Genomic DNA, 20,481 nt, shown 5'->3' with positions numbered 1-20,481 from the left:
TCGTGGCGCCGTGACCATCCCGCAGGCCCTCCTCGCCTTCGCACTCGTCGCGGGGCTCCTGACGCTCGTCCCGGGCCTCGACACGGCGCTCGTGCTGCGCAGCACCGTGACCCGCTCCCGGTCGCACGGGTTCGCCGCGCTGGCCGGCATCCAGCTCGGCACCCTCGTGTGGGGCGCGGCCGCCGCGGGCGGGGCCGCCGCGCTGCTCGCCGCCAGTCAGACCGCCTACCGCGTGCTCACCCTCGCCGGCGCCGCCTACATGGTGTGGCTGGGCGCGTCCATGCTGTGGCGGTCGTTCCGCACGCCGCCCGCCGCGGCTGCCGAGGTGGACGTCCCGCTGCCGACCGGCGGCCGCTGGCGCGACCTCGGCCTGGGGCTGAGCACCAACCTCATGAACCCCAAGGTCGGGGTGTTCTACGTGGCCGCGATCCCGCAGTTCGTGCCCGAGGGCGTGAACCCGCTGCTCATGGGCCTGCTGCTCGCGCTGGTGCACTGCGTGCTTGGCTCCGCGTGGCTGTCGCTCGTCGTCCTGGGCGCCGGGTGGCTCGGCCCCCGGCTGCGCCGCTCGGGCGCGGTGCGCTGGGTGGACCGCGTCACGGGCGGGGTGCTCGTCCTGTTCGGCGCGCGCCTGGCGGCGACCGCGCGGGTCTGAGAAACCCCGCCACACCGTTGTCGCGCCACCGCACCACGGTGGACCGCATGACCACCACGCAGAGCACCACGACACCGCTGACCGTCACCGACCTCCTCACCGGCTGGGGCCGCCTCTGGAGCGGCGAGCTCGACCTCGCCCCCGCCCTCGTCACGAGCGACTTCAGCGTCCGCTTCGGCAACCCCACGTTCGCCGCCGACGGCGACGCGGTGCGCGGCCCCGACGCCCTGGCGGCGTTCGTCGGCGCCTTCCGGACCGGGCGCGAGGGCTTGCGCTACGTCACCCGCCTCGCCCGCTCGGCGCCGGGCCACGCCGTGTCGGTCTGGGCGGCCGACGACGACGCGGCGGGGCTGCACGTCGGCGGCATCGACCTGCTCGACCTCGCCCCGGACGGCCGGGCACGGCGGGTCTGGTCCGTGACGGCAGGGCGCCCCGTGGCCGCGGACGACGACGTGGCGCCCTGACGCGGGCCCGGTGTCACCGGCGGCGGGCAGGGTGGCCCCGTGAAACGGTCCGAACGCCTGCACGCCGTCGTCGACCACCTGCGCGCGCGGGCGCCGCGCCCCGTCTCCACCGTGCGCCTCGCCGCCGAGCTCGGCGTCTCGCGGCGCACCGTCGAGCGGGACCTGGCGGCGCTCCGCGAGGCGGGGGTGCCCGTGTACGGCGTCGACGGGCGCGCCGGCGGGTACTCGATCGTCGCGGACTACTCGCTGCCGCCGCTGCACCTGAGGGCCGACGAGGCGCTCGCGGCGGCCGTGGCCCTCGGCCTGCTCGCAAGGTCCCCGTTCGCCGGCGCCGCCCGGCGGGCCCGCGACCGCATCCTCGCGGGCGCTCCCGAGCCGGTGCGGGCGGCGGTGTCGGGCGGCGTCGTGCCCGTGGCCACCGCCGGCCCCGCCGGCAGCGCGACCGCGAGACCGTACCTCGACCTGCTGCCCGGCGCCATCGCCGAGCGACGGGTGCTGCGGCTGCGCTATCGCGGCGAGGTCCGGGAGGTGGAGCCACTGCGGCTGCTGCGCGGCGACGGCCGCTGGTACCTCGTCGCCTGGGCCCGCCCGGCCGGTGGGGTGCGCGGCTTCCGTGACGACCGCATCGAGTCCGTCGAGCCCACCGGGGAACGGTTCGTGGACCTGCACCGCGCCGAGGTGGACGCCGACCTGGCCCGGTGGGACCTCACGCCGCTCACCCCGTAGGTCTCACGTGATCGTCAGCTCGATGGTGTGCCAGCCGGTGGCACCGTCCGGCGCAGGCGGCGCCTCCGCCTCGACCTGGACGTTCCCGTCGGCGTCCGTCGCCCGGACGGCGACGTGGTGGTCGCCGGGCGGCGCGTCCCAGTCCAGGCGCCACTGCCGCCACGTGTCGGGGCCGACGGTGTCGGCGAGCTCGGCGGCGACCCAGTCGCCGTCGTCCACCCGGACCTCGACGCCGGAGATGCCCGTGTGCTGCGCCCACGCGACGCCGGCGAGCGTCACCGTCCCGGCGGGCAGGTCGTCGCCGGGGCGCGGCACGTCGATGCGCGACGACAGCTTGATCGGGCCGAGGGCGGACCAGCCGCGCGGCGTCCAGTAGCCCTGCTCGTCGGCGAACCGCGTGACCTTGAGCTCCGTGACCCACTTCGTCGCCGACACGTACCCGTACAGCCCCGGCACCACGAGGCGCGCCGGGAAGCCGTGCTCGGTCGGCAGCGGCTCGCCGTTCATCCCGACCGCGACGAGGCTGTCGCGGTCGGTCTCCTGCAGCACCTCCAGCGGCGTACCCGCCGTGAAGCCGTCCGTGCTGCGCGAAAGCACCATGTCCGCGCCGGCCTGCGGCGTCGCCCGCTTCAGCAGCTCGCGCACCGGGTAGCCGAGCCACAGGGCGTTGCCGATGAGGTCGCCGCCCACCTCGTTGGACACGCACGCCAGGGTGACGTGGTGCTCCTCGAGCGGCAGCGCGAGCAGGTCGTCCCAGGTGATGGTGAACGGCTCGTCGACGAGGCCGGTCACGGTGAGCGACCAGTCCTGCGGGTCCACCTGCGGTACGACCAGGGCCGTGTCGATCCGGTAGAACTCCGGGTTCGGCGTGACGTACGGGGCGGCGCCCTCGACGCCGAGGTCGGCGCCCGCCGGTACCGGGGGCGCCGTCGTCGCGGCCCGGGGCAGGCGGATCGCCTCGCGGGCGGCCGTCACCGCCCGGCCCCCGGCGGCGACGAGACGCGAGACCCCGAGGACCACCACGGCGCCCGCCGCGGTGACGCCGGTCCACTGCAGGAAGCGGCGCCGGTCGATGGCGTACCGCCAGTCGGCGCCGGGCCGCTCGTCCTCGGCGAACCAGGTCTCGACCCGGCGCAGGAGGGCGCTGAGCAGGGCGATCGCGACCACGACGCCCACCAGGCTCGGCAGCGCCCAGGCGACGTTCGCCCCGGGCCGCTGCGCGGCGAGGACGGCCGCGACCACGCCGACGGCGCCCAGCAGCACCGAGCCCCACGGTGGGCGACGCCGCTCCAGGAAGCCGGCGAGCGCGGCGCCGGCCAGCGCGACGACCCCCATCGTCGCGAGCAGCACCGCCTTGTCCGCCGTGCCGAACCAGGACACCGCGAGGTCCTTGAGCCACCCGGGCACGCCGTCGACCACCGCGCCGCCGGCCGCGAGGACGGGGCTGGACGACGGCGCGACGAACGCCGCGACCAGCTCCGCCACGGCGAGCCCCGCGCCCGTCGCGACCACGCCCGCGAGCGCCGCCCACCAGCCGTCGGCGTCCGACGGGGCCGGCTCGCCCGGCGACCTGCTGCTCATGCCCTCAGCGTCCCACCCCTCGGCCCCGCTCCGGCGGCTGGTGACGAGTCCGTAAGGAACGGTCGGCGGGTCACCGGTCGTGCGCACCGTCCGGTGCCGCCGGCGGGCCGGGGTCGGGCCAGCCGGCGAGGTGACCGAGCCACGCGATCGCGAGCCAGGCCCCCTCCACCGCGAGCTCCGTCCCGGGCCCCGTCACCGTCGCGGCACAGCGCGCGTCCAGCGTCCACGGTCCGGGCTCCCCCGGCGCGAGCGTCAGCGACCGGAGCGCCAGCGACGTCCGGTCCAGCTCGACGTCCTGCCCGCCGGCGTCCAGCGCGACCCACGTCCGCCCGCGGGTGGCCCACAGGTGCGGGCGCTCCGGCCCGGTCGCGGGCAGCCAGCCGGCGGTGCCGCCGACGACGACGCACGGCAGCTCGGCGACCGGCTGGGCGGGGTCCTGCGGCACCCGCGGCGGCTCGGTGCCCAGCGTCGACAGGTCGGCGGTCGACGCCGTGCCCGACCCGACGGACACGGCCAGGTCGACGGCGGCGCTCAGCAGGCCGGTGGCGGACCGGACGCCCTCACGCAGGCTCCGGCGCGGACGGCGGGGGCGCCGCCACGAGATCACGTCCTGGACCCGGGGCTTCTCCATGCCGTCGAAGGCTAGCGCCCGGGCCCGCACGCGGGGTCGAGGAGGCGGCGGCGGACCCGGTCGAGCTCCGGGTCCGTCGCGCCGTGCGCGCGCAGGTAGCCCGCGAGGTCCACGCTGTCGAGGAAGTCCTCGAGGGCCGCCGCGACCTCGGCGCACCAGGCCGCGAACTCCTCGGGCGCCCGGTGCGGCTCGTCCCACCCCGGCTCGGTGGCGGCCCGGTCGTTGTTCGCGCGCACGGCCAGCAGGTAGTCCTCGACGACGACGGGCCGGGGTACCCCGACGAGGGTCAGCAGCAGCGCGGTGACCATCCCGGTCCGGCCGCGCCCGCCCGCGCAGTGGTAGACGACGGCCCCGGCGGGGGCGGCGGCGATCGTGCGGAAGACGGCGGCGACGAGGCCGGGCCAGCGCTCGAGCACGGTCGCGTAGTAGCGCGGGGTGTGCAGGTACGCGCCCCAGGCCTCCATGAACTCCGCGTCGTCCGGGTCCTCGACAGGGCGGTGGTGCCGCGTCACCGACCGCGGCAGCTCCAGCGGCCCGATCTCGGCCGTGTTGCGCAGGTCGACGACGGTGACGACGCCGGCGTCGGCCATCGCCGCGAGGCCGTCGGCGCCCGCGTCGCCGAGCCGCGACGTCCGGCACCCCCGCCTCGTACTAGGCTCGTCCGCGGATCACGGGCACGACTCTGGCCCGTCGGCGCGACCCGGGCTGTGGGCCGCGGTTCCACCGGCGCGAGATGGCGCGCCGTCGGACGACACCACCGACGACGACCCCTGGAGTTCTCTCGTGCCCCGCCTCCCCCGTGCCGCCGCGCCCGGCGCCGCCCTGCTCGCCCTGTCCGTCGCCGTCCTCGCGGGCTGTGCCCAGGACCCCGCCGACGCCGCGTCGTCGGCCGCCCCGACGGACAGCTCGTCCGGGGGCACCGCCTACCCGCTGACGCTCGACAACTGCGGGGTCGAGACGACCCTCGAGGCCGCGCCGCAGCGCGTCGTGACGATCAAGTCGAGCACCACGGAGATGCTGCTCGCGCTCGGGCTCGGCGACCGTATCGTCGGGTCGGCGTTCCTCGACGGCCCCGTGCCCGACTCGCTGGCCGACGCCGCCGCCGACGTGCCCGCCGTCGCCGAGCCCATGGCCGAGCAGGTGCCCGGTGCGGAGGCGGTGCTCGGCCTGGAGCCCGATCTGGTCTACGCCGGCTGGGAGTCGAACCTCACCGCCGACGGCGCGGGCGACCGCGCCACGCTCGCGAAGCTCGGGGTCGCGACCTACGTCTCCCCCGCCGCCTGCAAGGCTCCGGAGTACATGCCGGACCCGCTGACGTTCGACGACGTCTTCGCCGAGATCGACGAGGTGGGCGAGGTCTTCGACGCCGCCGACGCCGCCGACGACCTGGTCGCGACGCAGAAGGACGCGCTCGCGTCCGTCACCCCGGACGACCGCGGCCTGGACGCCCTCTGGTACTCCTCCGGCGACGACATCCCCTACGTAGGGGCCGGCATCGGCGCGCCGCAGATGATCATGGACGCCGTCGGGCTGGAGAACGTCGCGGCCGACGTGCACGACACCTGGACGTCGTTCTCGTGGGAGCAGGCGATCGAGGCGGACCCGGACGTCATCGTGCTCGTCGACGCGACCTGGAACAGCGCGGAGCAGAAGATCGAGCGGCTCGAGTCCAACCCCGCCACCGCCCGGATGACGGCCGTGCGGGAGGGCCGCTACCTCACCGTGCCGTTCCCCGCCTCGGAGGCCGGCGTCCGCAACGTCGACGCCGTCGTCGACCTGTCCGCGCAGCTCGCCGGCCTGGACGGGCTCGGTGGTTGAGCCCGTCGACACCCCCGCACCACGCCGCGGCGCCGCCTGGTGGCTGCCGGCGTCCGCCGTCGTGCTGGTCGCGACGGTGCTCGTGACGGTGACGGTCGGGCCGGCCGACCTGTCGGTCGCGGACGTGTGGCGCTCGATCGCGACGCACGTCGGGCTCGGCGGACCGCTGGGCCTCGAGCCGCTGGGCGCGCTGCCCGACGGCATGGTCTGGGAGCTGCGGCTGCCCCGCGTGCTCACCGCCGCGGCGGTGGGCGCGGGGCTCGCGGTGTGCGGCGTCGTCATGCAGTCCCTCACGCGCAACCCGCTCGCAGACCCCTATCTGCTGGGGCTGTCGTCCGGCGCATCGCTGGGCGCGGTGCTCGTGCTGGTCGCCGGCCTGACGGTGCTGCTGCCGGTCGCGGCGTTCGGCGGCGCCGTCGCGGCGCTCGCCGCCGCGCTCGGGCTCGCCGGGGCGATCGGCACCATCACGCCGACGCGCACGGTGCTGGCCGGGCTGGCGGTGAGCCAGCTCGCCGCGGCGGCGACGAGCTTCGTCATCTTCTGGTCCGCGACGGGCGACTCGTACCGCGAGATCCTGTCGTGGCTCATGGGATCGGTGGCGGGCGCGACGTGGACGTCGGTCGCGATCACGGGCGTGGCCGTGCTGGTGCTGGGCACGCTGCTCGCCTCGACCGGCTCGGTCCTCGACGCCTTCACCTTCGGCGACACCGCCGCCGCCGCGCTCGGCGTCCCCGTCGCGCGGGTGCGCTGGCTGCTGCTCGTGGGGGTCGCGCTGCTCACGGGGGCGCTGGTGTCGCAGTCGGGGTCGATCGGGTTCGTCGGGCTGATCCTGCCGCACGCCGTGCGGCTGCTCACCGGCGCGCGGCACCGGCTGCTGCTGCCGCTGTCCGCGCTGTGCGGGGCGTCGTTCCTCGTCTGGGCGGACACGCTCGCCCGGACGGTGTTCGCCCCGCGCGAGGTGCCCGTCGGCATCGTCACTGCCGCCATCGGCGCGCCGGTGTTCGCCCTGCTGCTGTGGCGCGGACGGAGGATCGCATGACGACGCACGACACGTCGGTCGGGCCCGTCGAGACCCGGATCTCGACAGGCTCGACCGGCAGCGCAGGCCTGGACGCCGCGCGTGTCTCGTGGTCGACGTCCGGCCGGCTGATCCTCGACGGCGTGGACGTCACCGCCCCCGCGGGCGCGGTGACGGGCCTGCTCGGCCCCAACGGGTCGGGCAAGTCGACGCTGCTGCGCGTGCTCGCCGGGGTGCAGCCCCCGTCCGGCGGGGACGACGACGGTGCGCGAGTCGGCTTCGCTGGCACGGACCTGCTCGCGCTGCCGCGCCGCCGCCGCGCGCGCACACTCGCGTTGGTCGAGCAGGAGGCGGCGACGGACCTGCCGGTCACGGTGCTCGACGCCGTCCTGCTCGGGCGCATCCCGCACCGTTCGCTGCTGGCCGGGGACTCGGCGGAGGACCGTGCCGCCGCGCGGCGCGCCCTCGAGGCGGTCGGAGCGACGCACCTCGCGGACCGTGAGGTCACGACGCTCTCCGGCGGCGAGCGCCAGCGCGTGCACATGGCACGCGCGCTCGCGCAGGAGCCCGCGCTCATCCTGCTCGACGAGCCGACCAACCACCTCGACATCGCCGCCCAGCTCGACGCGCTGCGCATCCTGCGGGAGCTCGCCGACGCCGGCGTCACCGTGCTCGCCGCCCTGCACGACCTGCAGCTCGCCGCCCAGCACTGCGACCACGTGGTGCTGCTGTCGGGCGGGCGCGTCGTGGCGGCCGGCGACGTGAACGACGTGCTCGTGCCCGACGTCCTCGACCCCGTCTACGGCGTGCGCACCGAGGTGCTGACCCACCCGCGCACCGGCAGGCCGGTGCTGACGTTCGCCCGCCGGGACTGATCCGCCGCCAGGGCGCGTCGATTCGCCCCCCAGCAGAATTCCGCCCCGCACCACGCTGGGGTCCGTAGGGTCACCGAGATGAAGAGTCTCGACGTCCCGGTGGAGCTGGTCTTCGTTCACGGTGCGCTGGTGCGCGACGGGGCATGGTGGTGGCGACGGGCCGCAGACCTGCTCCGGGAAGGGACCGGGATCCGGAGCCGGGCCCTGGCGCTGCCGTCGTGCGGCGAGACGACACCCGAGGAGCGTGCGGGCGGCCTGGTCGCCGACGCGGCGGCGCTCCGCCGGGAGCTCGACGACGCGGGCTCCGCGATCGTCGTCGGTCACTCCTACGGTGGCACCGTGATCGCCGAAGCGGGCCGGCACCCCGCGGTCGCGCACCTGCTCTACGTGTCGTCCTACCTGCCCGACGTCGGGCAGGCGCAGGGCGACATCATGAGCGGCGAGGACGACCCGGTGTCGGTCGTCGCCAACGGTGACGGCACCCTGAGCGTGTCCGGCTACGACGCGGCCTCGTTCGGCGCCCGCTTCCTTCAGGACGCGGACGACGCGACCCGGCGCCAGGCGTGGGAGCGGGTGACCCCGCAGGCGGTGGACGCGTTCGTGACGCCGACCAGTGCTGCCGGCTGGCGCGGGGTCGACTCGACGTACATCGTCTGCGGGAAGGACCGCAGCACCTCGGTCGAGCTGCAGCGCACCCACGCGGCCCGGGCGACGCGCTGGGTCGAGCTCCCGACCGGGCACCACCCGTTCGTCTCCCGCCCCGACCTGGTGGTCGATCAGGTGCAGGCCCTGCTGCGGCGGGCGCAGCACGGCGCGGAGGGTGCTCGCTGACGAGGGCGGCGCGCCGCTACCGCCGGCCCAGCTCGATGGCCGGGCAGCGGTCCATGACCATGTCGAGCCCGGCGGCCCGCACGCGGGCGGCGGCCTCCTCGTCGACGACGTCGAGCTGGAACCAGACGGCCCTGGCGCCGATCGCGATCGCCTGGTCGGCGACGGCGCCCGCGAGCTCGGAGCGGACGAAGACGTCCACGACGTCGACGGGGAACGGGATGTCCGCGAGGGTCGCGTAGCCCTGCTCGCCGTGCACCGTCTCGGCGCTCGGGTGCACGGGCACGATCCGCTTGCCCGCCCGCTGCAGGGTCCGCGCGACGCCGTACGCGGCCCGCTCCGTGTTGGTCGAGAGCCCGACGACGGCCCAGGTCGTGGTGTCGTCCAGGACGCGGTCGATCGTGGCCTCGACGTCCGCGCTCTCGGTGACCTCCGGCGAGCTCTCGCCGCGCACCGGCGGCACCTCGATCGGCCGGTTCCAGTCCCGCGGGTCCCTGATCCTCATGCCTGCCCCCCTCGTCGTCCGATCCGTCCGATCCCTCGCCCGACCGTTCATGCCACCGCCAGCGCCACGCCCGCGAGCGCGCACGACGCGGCGCACGCGACCGTCCGCACGTGGTTGAGGCGCGACCAGGGCCGGTCGAACGCGGCCCACCCGTCGGCGTCGCGGTGCGTCATCAGCTGGTTGTTCAGCGGCACGTTGCCGGCCGCCGTCACCCCGAGCATGCCCACGACCACCACGACGGCGCTCGCCACGACCAGCCACGCGCCGTCCTGCCCGCCGACCAGGCCCACCACCGCGGCGCCGACCGGCACGATCAGCGCCGCGCCGAACAGCGTCATGAACGGCGGCCGCACCGCGTCCTCGTTGATCGCCGCCATCGCGGTCGCGGCGTCGGCGGGGTCGAGCCGGCGCAGCCCCGCGACGACGAAGGTCGAGAAGGCCGCGAACACCCCGCCCGCCAGGCCGGTGACCAGCACGGTCAGCACGAGGAGCACGTCCCAGAGGTCCATGTGCCCATCCAACCAGCGGGACCCACCCGCGCGCAGCAGGATGGACCCCATGCCTGCACCGCCCGCCGTCGCCAAGGCCACCAAGCGCTTCAACCCGTACGCCCTGAAGATCAGCTCGCGCGTCCCGCCGTGGGTCACCCTGCACCACGTGGGCCGCAAGAGCGGACGCGAGTACCACACCCCGGTCGTCGCGTTCGCGGCCCGGGCGCCGATCGACACGCGGGTCGCGAAGGCCGGCGACCCCGTCGAGATCGGGGAGTACCGCGACATCCTCGTGCTCACCCCGCTGCCCTGGGGCGCGGACGTCGACTGGTGCCGCAACGTGCGCGCCGCCGGCTCGTACCGGCTCACCCGCAAGGGCGTCGACTTCCGCGCGGACCAGCTGCGCGTCGTGAGCGCCGACGACGCGCGCGGGATGCTGGGCGGGTTCGTCGGGGCCGCCTCGGGGCTGATCGGCATCGAGTCGTTCCTCGTCGGGCGGCTCCGGAGGTGGCCGGTCACCGAGCCAGGGCGCGGCTGAAGAACTCGACGGCGTCGGCCGCCACCTCGACCTGCAGCGCGGGGTCGCCGCCGTCGGGGCCGTCGGGGCCGTCGATGAAGGAGTAGTGCCCCGCGTCGGTGCCCAGCTCCTTCGCCTCGGCGCCGGGGATGCCCGTCGCGTACACCTTCGCGTTCGTCTCGAACGGCACGGCGCGGTCGGCGCCGCCCCAGCGCACCGCCGTCGCGCGCGACACGGTGGCGAGGCTGTCGGGGTCGACGAACGCGCCCAGCGGGCACAGCAGGTAGCCCGCCGCGACCCGTTCGTCGCGGAACGACCCCGCGGCGGTCTCCGCCCAGCCGGCGCGCTCGGCGTCCGTGTGCCCGGCGCGCAGCCGCTCGACGATGTCGGGCAGCTCGGGCGTCGGCGGCGCCGGTGTCTCGCCGGACACCAGTGCCGCGTAGGACGGCCCGTCGATGCGCGCACCGAGCAGCGCGGCGGCCGTGTACCCGCCGATCGAGAAGCCTGCCGCGCCGACCGCCCCTGCCGGGTCGAGCGCGTCGAGCACGCACGACAGGTCCAGCGCACGGTCCCACCAGCGGACGAACGCCTCGGCGACGTACGGCTCGACGAAGGTGTTGCCGTGGTGGTCGACGGCGGCCACGGAGCACCCGGCCGCCACCAGGGCGCCGATCAGGACGTGGAGGTTCTGTGCCGCCCCGCCCGTCCCGTGGGAGACGAGGATCAGCGGCGCCCCCGGGTCCGCGGCGCGCCACAGGTGCGTGCGCACGGGGCGCGGACCGTCGCCGAGGTAGGCGGGTCGCGTGGGATCGGTGAGCTCGAGGACCTCGGCGTGCACGGGACTCCTTCGTTCGCGCGGGACGGTGGGCACAGTGTGGCACCCGGTCGGCGGCGCGTCAGGACTCCGGAGCGTCGAGCAGCCCCGTCAGGATCCGAGGCAGCAACCGCCCCAGCAGGTCCTGGTCGCCCGCCGCGGGGGTCGACGTCGCGATCGCCCGCGCGAGGTGCGGGTGCTCCCCCGCCGCGACGACCGCCCGGAGGTACTCCTCCTGCGCGGACCTCCACTCCTCGGTCGACCGGTCCGCGGCGAGCTCGGTCGCGGCGATCGTCGCCACGAGCCCGATCATCAGAGCCGCGGCCTCGAGCTTCGCCTGGCCGGGTGCCTCGACGGGTTCCAGCGCGGCGAGCGCACCCTCCAGCAGCCCGACGCCGTGGGGCGTCGTCGGCGGTTGCGCCTGCAGGACGTCCACCGTCCAGGGGTGTCGCCGGCAGACGTCGTCCAGCGCGCGGGCGACCGCGAGGGCGTCGGCCCGCCAGGCACCGGTGCGGGGCGGGAGCCGGAGGTCGGCGAGCACCGCGTCGAGCATCAGCTCGACCAGCTCGTCGCGGCTGTCGACGTACCGGTACAGCGCGGTGGCACCCGCACCGATCGCGGCCGCCACCTTGCGCATCGAGACGGACCCGAGGCCACCGGCGTCGGCCAGCCGCACCGCGGCCGCCGCGATGCCTGCCCGGTCGTGGCCCGGCGCCGGACCGCGCCCGGTCCGTTCGGCCCGCAGCCAGATGCTACGGGGCCGCTCGCTCTCTGCGTACATCGCTCGCAGTCTAGTAGGCTGGCACAGCGAACACCGTTCACAGAAAGGCGGAGGCTCGATGGCCGTCACCCGCTACGCCACCCACCACGACGTCACCATCGCCTACGAGACGTTCGGCAACCTGGCGACCGGCGAGCCCTTGCTGCTGGTCATGGGGCTGGACTTCCAGATGGTGTGGTGGCCCGACGCGTTCTGCGAGCTCCTGGTCGACGCCGGCTTCGCCGTCGTCCGGTTCGACAACCGCGACACCGGGCTCTCGACGCACCTCGCGTCGAGCCGGCGAGAGAACCCCTGGCGGGCACTCCTCGGCGGGACCGCACCGGCGTACACGGGGACCGACATGCTCGACGACCTCGAGTCGGTGCTGGATGCCGTCGGCTGGGAGTCGGCCCACGTCCTGGGCGCTTCGATGGGCGCCGGAATGGCGCAGGCGATGGCGCTGCTTCGTCCGTCACGCGTCCGCTCCCTGACGAGCTGCGCCGGCCTGCCGGCGACCGCGGGCGCGCTTCGGCGACTGCGGTACATGCGGTTCGGCGTCTTCCGCGAGTTCGCCCGCCTCGGCGAGGCCACCACGCACGAGGAGGCGATCGACGTCCTGGTGGCGATCTGGCGGTTGCTCTCCTCGCCCACCCAGCCGTTCCCCGAGGAGTGGGCCCGCCAGGTCGCGGCCGTCAGCCACGACCGGTCGCCGCGCGACCCGCGCACCACCCAGCGGCAGCTCGCCGCCTGGTCCCGGAGCAGGCTGCCGGCACTGTCGACGCTGCGCGTCCCGACCCTCGTGATCTCCGGCGAGGACGACCCGCTCATGAAGGTGTCCGGTGGCCGCGACACGGCACGCCAGATCCCGGGCGCAACGCTCCGCACCTACCCGGGCATGGGCCACACGCTGCCCGAGGCGCTCTGGCCCGACGTCGTCGCGGAGCTGCGCGAGCTCGCCGGTCGGGCCGGGGCCGCGCGGCCGGCCGGGGCTTCGGCGTAGGGGACCCCCCGGGGCTGCGGCCCGCGGTCCAGGGTCGCTTTCAGGGGCGTCCCCGTTCTGTGACGCGGGTCACCCGCCGTACGTTCGACGGCATGATCGAGGCACAGGGTCTGTCCAAGCACTACGGGAACACGACCGCCGTCGACCGCGTCAGCTTCACGGTGCGACCCGGCGTCGTCACCGGCTTCCTCGGCCCCAACGGGGCGGGCAAGTCCACCACCATGCGCATGATCATGGGTCTCGACCGGCCCTCCGCAGGCTCGGTCACCGTCAACGGCCGCCCGTACGCGCGGCACCGGTCCCCGCTCACCGAGGTGGGTGCCCTGCTCGAGGCCCAGGCGGTGCACCCCGGCCGGACCGCGCGAGCGCACCTGCGCGCGCTCGCCGCGACGCACGGCCTGGCCGACCGGCGGGTCGACGAGGTCATCGACCTGACCGGCCTGACCGCGGTGGCCCGCAGGCGGGTGGGCGGGTTCTCGCTCGGCATGGGCCAGCGGCTCGGCATCGCGTCCGCGCTGCTGGGAGACCCGCACACGCTCATCCTCGACGAGCCCGTCAACGGCCTCGACCCCGAAGGCGTGCTCTGGGTACGCCGCCTCGCGCGGAGCCTCGCGGCCGAGGGCCGCACCGTCTTTCTCTCGAGCCACCTCATGAGCGAGATGGCGCTCACGGCCGACCACGTCATCGTCATCGGGCGCGGCCGTATCCTCGCCGACGCGCCGGTCACCGACGTCGTCGAGGCCGCGTCACGGCGCGCGGTCACGGTGCGTACGCCCGGCCCGTCCACCTTGCGCGACGCGCTGGAGCGCGCGGGCGCCGGCGTCGTCGTGCCCGACGTCGCGCACACGGGGTCGCTCGAGGTCACCGGCCTGGACGCCGCCGCGATCGGCGAGATCGCCTTCACCGCCGGCGTCGCGCTGCACGAGCTGACCCCGGTGGCCTCGACCCTCGAGGACGCGTATCTGGAGCTCACGGCGGACGCCGTCGAGTACCGCACCGACGTCCTCGCGGCCGCCGGCACGACGAGCACAGGAAAACAGTCATGAGCGCCACCACCCTCGTCGCGGACCGCGCGCCGTCCGTCGACGCCCACGCGACCTTCCCGCGCGTGCTGCGCTCGGAATGGCTCAAGCTGTGGTCGCTGCGCTCCACCTGGTGGGGCGTCGCGCTGACCGTGCTGCTCATGGCGGGCCTCGCGGTGCTGATGGCCTCGACGCTCGGGTCGGCCGCGACCTCGCCCAGCATGCAGGAGACCCTCAGCACCGACCCGCGGCTGGCGACCCCGAGCGGCGCCGTCGCCGTGACGTTCGGGTACGGGTTCGCGCAGCTCACCGTCGCGGTGCTCGCCGTCCTCACCATCACCGGCGAGCACTCCACCGGCATGATCCGCGCGACCTTCGCCGCCGTGCCGCGCCGCCTGCCGGTGCTGGGGGCCAAGCTGCTCGTCGTCGCGGCGACGACGGCGCTCCTGGCCGTCGTCGGCCTGGCGGCCGCGTGGCTCGCGACGGCGTCGTCCCTGTCCGCCGACGGCCTCGCGCTGGACTTCTCCGACGGCGAGCACCTGCGCGCGCTGGGCGGCACGGTCGCTTACCTCGTGGCCGTCGCCGCCCTGTCTCTCGGCATCGGAGCGCTGTGGCGGAGCACCGCGGCGGGCATCGCCACCACCCTGGGCCTGCTGATGGTGCTGCCGCTGCTGTTCCAGGTGCTCGCGGGCTCTGCCGCCTGGGCGCAGGACGTCTACGCCTACCTCCCCACCGTGGCCGGCGAGCGCCTCGTCGCCACCGGCCCCACGCCGGATGGCCTGCTCACTCCCGGCGCCGGGTTCGCGGTGCTCGCCGGGTACGCCGTCGTCGTCCTCGCGGCGGCCGCCGTCGCCGTCCGACGCCGGGACGCCTGACCGGACGAGGTCGGCCGCGACGCCGCCTCGTCCCGTGGGATCCGGGACGTTCGCTACCCGTCCAGCGCGATCTCGAGCACCCTCCGTGAGTGGGTCCACAGCAGCGCCCCGCCGGCCCCGGCAACGACCTCCCGCCGCGCTCCCGGAATCCGCGACGCGAGGGTCTCGCCGAGGTCGGGCGAGTGCGTCCGGTCCTCGTCGCCGTACAGCACGTGCACGGGCAGGTCGATCGCGTCCAGACGGAGCCCCCACGGAGACATCGCCATCACGGTGTCCTGCACGTAGCCGGCACCCGCGCCGCCGAACCCCTCGGCGAGCGCGACCCGGTAGGTGGCGAGGAAGTCCGGCTGCGCGTACACGTCTCGGTCGCCTCCGGACGAGCCGCCCACGACCATCTGCTCCATGTCCGCGGCGGAGAAGCCGCCGAGGACGTCGCGCGCCCTCGCGGGATCGTCGCGCACGAGGTCGGGCAGCTCGAGCGCCGCGGGCGGGAGCTGGCTGCGGATCGCGGGGTGGGCGACCTCGTCCATCGGGGAGACCAGCACGCAGGGCCGCGACCACCCCGCGACCGCCATCGCCAGCCCGAACAACGCGCCCTGGGAGTTCGCCACGACCGGGACGTCGGCCACGGGCTCGCCGAGCACGGCGCGCACGAAGTCGCGGTAGTCGCGGGCCGTCGACGACGGCGTGCGGTCTGGATCGGCGTCCGACCCGCCCATCCCCGGGCGGTCCATCGTGATGAGCCGCACGCGCATCTCGTCCAGCAGCTCGCCGCCGAAGCTCATCGAGCTGCCGGTGCCCGCCCCGGCCACGAACAGGACGGGACGTCCGTCGGGACGGCCGAAGCTCTTCCCCGCCAGACGCCGCCCGTCCGGAAGGCGTGCCTCGTGGTCCACGGCAATGCTCTCCGCTGTCATGCTCGGAGGATACGGCGCCGGTGACGACGGCCTACGGCAAGATGGTGGGCATGGCGACCGACCTGTGGATCACCGGCGACCCCGAGACGGACAAGCTGCTGAGCGACGACATGTTCGCGCTGCTGGTCGGGATGCTGCTCGACCAGCAGTACCCGATGGAGCACGCGTTCGCGGGGCCGCGCAAGATCCGCGACCGGCTGGGCAGCATCGACCCGCACGCGGTGGCGGAGGCCGACCCGGACGAGTTCGTCGCGCTCGCGACCACTCCCCCGGCCATCCACCGCTACGGGCGGTCGATGGCGGGACGGGTGCAGGCGCTCGCGCACGCGATCGTGGACGACTACGACGGCGACGTCGCCAAGCTCTGGACGACGCCGGGCGCCGACGGCGCGGCCACCGGCGCAGAGGTGCTGGCCCGCCTGCGCGCGCTGCCCGGCTTCGGCGAGCAGAAGGCCAAGATCTTCCTCGCCCTGCTGGGCAAGCAGCGCGGCGTCCGGCCCGCGGGCTGGCAGGAGGCAGCGGGGCACTACGGCGACGAGGGCTCGCGCCGGTCGATCGCGGACGTGACGAGTGCGGAGTCGCTCGCCGAGGTGCGCACCTTCAAGAAGGCGCAGAAGGCGGCGGCCAAGGCGGCGAAGCAGGGCTGAGGCCGCCAGGTGGCCGGCGAGTGACGGGCGCGCTGCCGGAACCCGCTGCGCCACGCGCGCGCCCCTGACCTGCCCGAGCACGTTCACCGCCACGTCGCCGCACGGTTGCCCCGGGCTGGGTGAATCGGACGGAACCCCCGTCCCCTCACCCGACCACCGGAGGTCACCGTGCCCGAGCCCCGGCTCGCCCTGCCCCGTCGTTCGTTCCTCACCCTCGCCGGCGTGGCCGCCGGCTCGGCCACCTTCCTCGCCGTCGAGCCCGCGAGCGCCCGCACCACCACGGATCGGTTCGTCGCACCCGGGCCGCTGTTCACGCTCGGCGTCGCGTCGGGCGACCCGTGGCCGGACGGCGTGGTGCTGTGGACCCGCCTGGCGCCCGACCCGGTCGCACCCGACGGCCTCGGTGGCATGCCCGACGTCGCGGTCACGGTGCGCTGGGAGGTGGCCGAGGACGAGCGCTTCCGCCGGGTGGTGCGCCGCGGCGTCGAGCGCGCCGTCCCGGGATGGGCGCACTCCGTGCACGCGGAGGTGCGCGGCCTGCGGCCGGACCGCGTCTACTGGTACCGCTTCCTCGCCGGGGACCAGGTCAGCCCCGTCGGGCGCACCCGCACGGCCCCGCGCCGCGGGGCGCGCCTCGCCGGCCTCACGTTCGCGTTCGCGAGCTGCCAGGCGTACCCCGACGGCCACTTCACGGCGTTCGAGCACATGGCGCGCGAGGACCTCGACCTGGTGGTGCACCTCGGCGACTACATCTACGAGGGCGGCGGCGCCGGAACGATCGGCCGTCCGCACCTGCCCGCCACCGAGACGTTCTCCCTGTCCGACTACCGGGTCCGCTACGGCCAGTACAAGCTCGACGCCGCCCTGCAGGCAGCGCACGCCGTCGCTCCGTGGGTCGTGGCGCCCGACGACCACGAGGTCGAGAACAACTGGGCCGGCGACCACTCGCAGCCGGACACCGAGCCGGACCAGGATCCGGCGGTCTTCCGGCTGCGCCGCGCCGCCGCATACCAGGCGTACTGGGAGAACCTTCCGCTGCGTCGCTCGTCCATGCCGCGCGGCCCGGAGATGCAGGTGTTCCGGCGGCTGGAGTTCGGGGACATGCTGCAGCTCGACGTGCTCGACACCCGCCGCTACCGCGACGTGCAGCTCACCGACCAATCGTTGCGCTGGGAGCCGTCCCGACAGATGCTCGGCGCCGAGCAGGAGAGGTGGTTGCTCGGCGGCCTCGCCGCCTCACGGGCACGCTGGAACGTGCTCGGCAACCAGGTGTTCGCCTTCGACGCCGACCACGAGGCCGGCGAGGCCACCCGGTACGGGATGGACACCTGGAGCGGCTACGCGGCCGCGCGCCAGCGACTGTTCGACGGTGTCGTCGAGCGGGGCGTCGACAACTTCGTCATGGTCACGGGCGACGCCCACCGGAGCGTGGCCGCCGATCTCAAGGCCGATTTCACCGACATGTCCTCTCGGACGGTGGGCACGGAGCTGCTCGGCACCTCGATCACCTCGGGCGGCAACGGCACCGACCAGGACGCGCTCGGCAACGTGTGGCTCGCGGAGAACCCCTTCATGCGCTTCCACAACGTGCAGCGCGGGTACCAGGTGTGCCGTCTCGGTCGGGACGAGATGCGGGCCGACTACCGGGTGGTGCCGTTCGTCGACCGCCCCGGTGCGCCCGTGTCGACCCGCGCGAGCGTCTACGTCGAGTCCGGCCGACCGGGTGTCGCGCACGTGACCGCCTGACCCTCGGTCAGTCCCGAGCCACCGCCCCGGCCGCGCGCAGACGTTCGAGCGCACGGTCGTGCGGCAGCTCGTGCCGCGTCCCCCGGTGCCCGACGGTCGTCGTCGCCGTGAAGACCGACGCGAGCAGCGCCTCCTCGACGGCGTCCATCGCGGCGGCGAACAGCGGGTCCAGGCCGTCGTCGGGCACGAGCGGGACGTCGGGGCCCGCCGTCGTGAACGCCAGCCCGTAGTCGCCGCTGCCGTGGGCGAAGTCGGAGCCCACGCGACCCATGGCCAACACCGCCCGCCGCGCCACGCGCTCGAGCCGGCGCGCGTCGAGCGGGGTGTCCGTGGCGACGACGATCATGCAGGAGTTGCCGTCCGGGTGGGCGGCCGGCGCCGCCGAAGGCTCCAACAGCTCGGCGGCGGGCAGCGGAACGCCGCGCACGGTGAGCGTCCCGGAGAAGTTCGACTGCACCAGCGCGCCCACGGTACGGGTCTCGCCGGCCACCTCGACGCGGCGCGACGACGTCCCGACGCCGCCCTTGTACCCGAGGGCGGAGGTGCCCGCCCCGGCGCCGACGCAGCCCTGCGCCACCGGCCCGTCGGTCGCGCCGTCGAGGGCCGCAAGCACGTCCGCCTCGGTGATCGGGCGGGCCCGGATGTCGGAGAGGTACCCGTCGTTCGTCTCCCCCACCACCGGGTTGAGGGAACGCACCTCCTCGTAGCCGGGCCACGCCAGCACGTGGGTGACGAGGGCGTCCGCGGCACGGAAGGCCGAGAGCGTCGCGGTGAGGACGATCGGCGTCTCGATCGCGCCCAGCTGCTCGAGCTGGGTGGCGCCGACCAGCTTGCCGAAGCCGTTGCCCACGAACATCCCGCACGGCAGCGTGCGGCGCTGCCCCGGCCGGGCGCCGAGCGCGTCGGGGACGACGGCGGTGACGCCCGTGTGCAGGCGCTCGCCCTCGTGCAGTGTGGTGTGGCCGACGCGCACCCCCGCGACGTCGGTGATCGCGTTCGCCGTGCCCGTGGGCAGTCCCCCGACGACGACGCCGAGCTCGCGCGGCCCCGGCCGCACGCCGCTCATGCCCGGCCCGCGGGGACGAGTCGCGCCGGGTGCACGTCGCGCCAGGTGCGGGTGCCGTCGACGAGGTCCTGCACGTGCTCGCGGAACCGGGGGCAGGCGGCGATGTCGTGCGACCGGCACGACAGGGCGTGCTCGGTCATGTGCCGGGAGCGGTCGATCTCCTCCTGGCGCCGGTCGAGCTCCGCGAGATGGGCGGTGAGCACCTCGTGCCGGTCCCGTGCGCCGCGCCCCGTGGACCCGGCGTCCAGCAGCACCTGGATCTGCTCCAGGCTCATGCCCGCCACCTTGGAGCTGAGGATCGTCGCGACGCGCACCACGTCGTCGGACCCGTAGCGCCGCCGCCCGGCGCCGTCGCGGGCGGGGTCGAGCAGGCCGACCTCTTCCCAGTACCGCAGCACGTGCGTCTCCAGCCCGAACCGCTCCGCCAGCTCGCCGACGCTCCACGTCGGCTCCGCCACCCCGCTTGACTTCATGTTGACATGAAGTCACAGCCTGGGGTCAGGACGCAACCCGACCCCGCAAGGAGCACCCATGAACGCCCTCCGCCCCGATCTGCACGACGCGATCGTCGTCGGCGCCGGCCCCGCCGGGCTCGCCGCCGCGCTGATGCTCGGCCGCACCCACCGCGACGTCGTCGTGCTCGACTCCGGCACCTACCGCAACGACCCCACCGACGCGATGCACAACGTGCTCGGCTTCGACGGCGCGGCGCCCGCGGAGTTCCGCGCCGCCGCGCACCGCACGCTTGCCGCCTACGACACGGTCGAGCTGCGACGCACCACCGCGCACGACGTCGCGCCGCTCGACCCGGCGGCGCCGGCCGACGGGTTCGTCGTGCGCGCCGACGACGGCGACGTCGCCGCCCGGCGCCTGCTGCTGGCCACCGGCGTGCGCGACGAGCTGCCCGTGACGCCCGGGCTGGCGGAGCTGTTCGGCACCGTCGCGGCGCACTGCCCGTACTGCCACGGGCACGAGTTCTCCGGCACCCCGGTGGCGATCCTGGGCGCCGGCCCGCACGCCCCGCGCGTCGCGGGACTGATGGAGCGGATCGCGAGCCGCCTGGTCGTGCTCGCCGACGGCGCCGACGTCGACCCGCAGGTGCGCGCGTCGCTCGACGCCCGCGGCGTCGCCGTCCGGCCCGAGAAGGTGCTGCGCCTGGAGCCGCTGACGCTCCCCGGCGGCCACGCGGGCGCGCGGGCCGTGCTGGACGACGGCGCGGACGAAGAGCTCGGCGGCCTCATGGTCGCGCCGACGATGCGCCAGGCGGCGCCGTTCGCCGCGCGGCTCGGCCTGGAGCTGCGCGACTCCGGCTGCGTCGCGGTCGACGCGATGGCCCGCACCAGCCTGCCGGGCGTCTTCGCCGCGGGCGACCTGGCCCACACCGCCGACTTCCCCATGCCCGTGAGCTCCGTGACCGCGGCGATGGCGGCCGGCCAGCTCGCCGCCGCGTCCATCGACGCCGACCTGCTGGCTGCCCCGCGCTGACGCTCGGGCGGTGCACGGGCGGATGAAGTTCCGTCCGCACCGC

23 protein-coding genes and 1 pseudogene are annotated in these 20,481 nt (G+C 75.4%); 14 read left to right on the top strand and 10 right to left on the bottom strand.

What is annotated here, in order from left to right:
• Positions 1-10: 10 nt before the first annotated feature.
• The 3 genes from AAG589_RS09460 to AAG589_RS09450 are packed head-to-tail and all read left to right on the top strand — an operon-like array spanning position 11 to position 1,842.
• Positions 11-652: a LysE family translocator gene (locus AAG589_RS09460; RefSeq protein ID WP_430566972.1), complete on the top strand. Its 642-nt coding sequence runs from the start codon at positions 11-13 to the stop codon at positions 650-652.
• A 47-nt stretch (positions 653-699) separates the two neighbouring features.
• Entirely contained in the window at positions 700-1,116 is a 417-nt protein-coding gene (locus AAG589_RS09455) for a hypothetical protein (RefSeq protein ID WP_430566971.1), read from the top strand.
• A gap of 39 nt (positions 1,117-1,155) precedes the next feature.
• On the top strand, positions 1,156-1,842 hold the full coding sequence (locus AAG589_RS09450) for a helix-turn-helix transcriptional regulator (protein WP_430566970.1): 687 nt from the start codon (positions 1,156-1,158) through the stop codon (positions 1,840-1,842).
• Positions 1,843-1,845: 3 nt separating this feature from the next.
• Here AAG589_RS09450 and AAG589_RS09445 read toward each other — a convergent pair whose 3' ends face one another.
• From AAG589_RS09445 to AAG589_RS09435, 3 genes and pseudogenes are all read right to left on the bottom strand, one after another.
• The gene (locus tag AAG589_RS09445; protein WP_430566969.1) at positions 1,846-3,423 is read right to left on the bottom strand and encodes a molybdopterin-dependent oxidoreductase; all 1,578 of its coding nucleotides are present in this window, start codon (positions 3,421-3,423) and stop codon (positions 1,846-1,848) included.
• A 70-nt stretch (positions 3,424-3,493) separates the two neighbouring features.
• Positions 3,494-4,054, bottom strand: a complete 561-nt coding sequence (locus AAG589_RS09440; protein WP_430566968.1) for a hypothetical protein — start codon at positions 4,052-4,054, stop codon at positions 3,494-3,496.
• Positions 4,055-4,065: 11 nt separating this feature from the next.
• Positions 4,066-4,689 (bottom strand): annotated as a pseudogene (locus AAG589_RS09435) (tyrosine-protein phosphatase); the annotation flags it as partial.
• A 148-nt stretch (positions 4,690-4,837) separates the two neighbouring features.
• Here AAG589_RS09435 and AAG589_RS09430 point away from each other — a divergent pair.
• From AAG589_RS09430 to AAG589_RS09415, 4 genes are all read left to right on the top strand, one after another.
• On the top strand, positions 4,838-5,872 hold the full coding sequence (locus tag AAG589_RS09430) for a putative F420-0 ABC transporter substrate-binding protein (protein ID WP_430566967.1): 1,035 nt from the start codon (positions 4,838-4,840) through the stop codon (positions 5,870-5,872).
• The gene (locus AAG589_RS09425) at positions 5,865-6,911 is read left to right on the top strand and encodes a putative F420-0 ABC transporter permease subunit (RefSeq protein WP_446719694.1); all 1,047 of its coding nucleotides are present in this window, start codon (positions 5,865-5,867) and stop codon (positions 6,909-6,911) included. The genes AAG589_RS09430 and AAG589_RS09425 overlap by 8 nt, the downstream gene beginning before the upstream one ends.
• Positions 6,908-7,765 (top strand): putative F420-0 ABC transporter ATP-binding protein, encoded by an 858-nt coding sequence (locus AAG589_RS09420; RefSeq protein WP_430566966.1) that lies wholly within the window; start codon positions 6,908-6,910, stop codon positions 7,763-7,765. The genes AAG589_RS09425 and AAG589_RS09420 overlap by 4 nt, the downstream gene beginning before the upstream one ends.
• A 78-nt stretch (positions 7,766-7,843) precedes the next feature.
• Positions 7,844-8,596 (top strand): alpha/beta hydrolase, encoded by a 753-nt coding sequence (locus tag AAG589_RS09415; protein WP_430566965.1) that lies wholly within the window; start codon positions 7,844-7,846, stop codon positions 8,594-8,596.
• Between the two features lie 16 nt (positions 8,597-8,612).
• Here AAG589_RS09415 and AAG589_RS09410 read toward each other — a convergent pair whose 3' ends face one another.
• Positions 8,613-9,098, bottom strand: a complete 486-nt coding sequence (locus tag AAG589_RS09410) for a CoA-binding protein (RefSeq protein WP_430566964.1) — start codon at positions 9,096-9,098, stop codon at positions 8,613-8,615.
• A 47-nt stretch (positions 9,099-9,145) separates the two neighbouring features.
• A complete protein-coding gene (locus AAG589_RS09405) occupies positions 9,146-9,607 on the bottom strand; it encodes an anthrone oxygenase family protein (RefSeq protein ID WP_430566963.1) in 462 nt (153 codons plus the stop codon).
• Positions 9,608-9,656: 49 nt separating this feature from the next.
• On the opposite strand from AAG589_RS09405, the gene AAG589_RS09400 reads away from it, so the two are divergent.
• The gene (locus tag AAG589_RS09400; RefSeq protein WP_430566962.1) at positions 9,657-10,127 is read left to right on the top strand and encodes a hypothetical protein; all 471 of its coding nucleotides are present in this window, start codon (positions 9,657-9,659) and stop codon (positions 10,125-10,127) included.
• Here the strand turns inward: AAG589_RS09400 and AAG589_RS09395 are convergent.
• Together AAG589_RS09395 and AAG589_RS09390 are read right to left on the bottom strand one after the other, a co-directional pair.
• The gene (locus tag AAG589_RS09395; protein WP_430566961.1) at positions 10,105-10,944 is read right to left on the bottom strand and encodes an alpha/beta hydrolase family protein; all 840 of its coding nucleotides are present in this window, start codon (positions 10,942-10,944) and stop codon (positions 10,105-10,107) included. The two genes, AAG589_RS09400 and AAG589_RS09395, sit on opposite strands and share 23 nt — an antisense overlap.
• Before the next feature lie 58 nt (positions 10,945-11,002).
• The gene (locus AAG589_RS09390) at positions 11,003-11,701 is read right to left on the bottom strand and encodes a TetR/AcrR family transcriptional regulator C-terminal domain-containing protein (protein WP_430566960.1); all 699 of its coding nucleotides are present in this window, start codon (positions 11,699-11,701) and stop codon (positions 11,003-11,005) included.
• 58 nt (positions 11,702-11,759) lie between these two features.
• Here AAG589_RS09390 and AAG589_RS09385 point away from each other — a divergent pair, with 58 nt between their 5' ends.
• From AAG589_RS09385 to AAG589_RS09375, 3 genes are all read left to right on the top strand, one after another.
• Positions 11,760-12,680 (top strand): alpha/beta fold hydrolase, encoded by a 921-nt coding sequence (locus AAG589_RS09385; protein WP_430566959.1) that lies wholly within the window; start codon positions 11,760-11,762, stop codon positions 12,678-12,680.
• Positions 12,681-12,772: 92 nt separating this feature from the next.
• Entirely contained in the window at positions 12,773-13,726 is a 954-nt protein-coding gene (locus tag AAG589_RS09380; RefSeq protein WP_430566958.1) for an ATP-binding cassette domain-containing protein, read from the top strand.
• Complete coding sequence (locus AAG589_RS09375) at positions 13,723-14,577, top strand: ABC transporter permease subunit (RefSeq protein ID WP_430566957.1); 855 nt, start codon at positions 13,723-13,725, stop codon at positions 14,575-14,577. The genes AAG589_RS09380 and AAG589_RS09375 overlap by 4 nt, the downstream gene beginning before the upstream one ends.
• 53 nt (positions 14,578-14,630) lie before the next feature.
• Here the strand turns inward: AAG589_RS09375 and AAG589_RS09370 are convergent, their stop codons facing one another.
• On the bottom strand, positions 14,631-15,494 hold the full coding sequence (locus AAG589_RS09370; protein WP_430566956.1) for an alpha/beta fold hydrolase: 864 nt from the start codon (positions 15,492-15,494) through the stop codon (positions 14,631-14,633).
• A 50-nt stretch (positions 15,495-15,544) separates the two neighbouring features.
• Here AAG589_RS09370 and AAG589_RS09365 point away from each other — a divergent pair, with 50 nt between their 5' ends.
• Together AAG589_RS09365 and AAG589_RS09360 are read left to right on the top strand one after the other, a co-directional pair.
• Complete coding sequence (locus tag AAG589_RS09365; protein ID WP_430567187.1) at positions 15,545-16,141, top strand: HhH-GPD-type base excision DNA repair protein; 597 nt, start codon at positions 15,545-15,547, stop codon at positions 16,139-16,141.
• Between the two features lie 168 nt (positions 16,142-16,309).
• Positions 16,310-17,887, top strand: coding sequence for an alkaline phosphatase D family protein (locus AAG589_RS09360; RefSeq protein ID WP_430566955.1), 1,578 nt, complete (start codon positions 16,310-16,312; stop codon positions 17,885-17,887).
• Between the two features lie 7 nt (positions 17,888-17,894).
• Here the strand turns inward: AAG589_RS09360 and AAG589_RS09355 are convergent, their stop codons facing one another.
• Together AAG589_RS09355 and AAG589_RS09350 are read right to left on the bottom strand one after the other, a co-directional pair.
• On the bottom strand, positions 17,895-18,953 hold the full coding sequence (locus AAG589_RS09355; RefSeq protein WP_430566954.1) for a P1 family peptidase: 1,059 nt from the start codon (positions 18,951-18,953) through the stop codon (positions 17,895-17,897).
• Positions 18,950-19,426, bottom strand: coding sequence for a MerR family transcriptional regulator (locus tag AAG589_RS09350; RefSeq protein WP_430566953.1), 477 nt, complete (start codon positions 19,424-19,426; stop codon positions 18,950-18,952). Before AAG589_RS09350 ends, AAG589_RS09355 begins: the two co-directional genes overlap by 4 nt.
• 58 nt (positions 19,427-19,484) lie before the next feature.
• Here AAG589_RS09350 and AAG589_RS09345 point away from each other — a divergent pair, with 58 nt between their 5' ends.
• Positions 19,485-20,438 (top strand): NAD(P)/FAD-dependent oxidoreductase, encoded by a 954-nt coding sequence (locus AAG589_RS09345; protein ID WP_430566952.1) that lies wholly within the window; start codon positions 19,485-19,487, stop codon positions 20,436-20,438.
• Positions 20,439-20,481 lie beyond the last annotated feature (43 nt).

The sequence above is a fragment of the Isoptericola sp. F-RaC21 genome, from assembly GCF_038593535.1.
GTDB lineage: Bacteria > Actinomycetota > Actinomycetes > Actinomycetales > Cellulomonadaceae > Isoptericola.
Note: the sequence above shows the minus strand (reverse complement) of the source record. Positions and strands in the feature narration are given on the sequence as shown.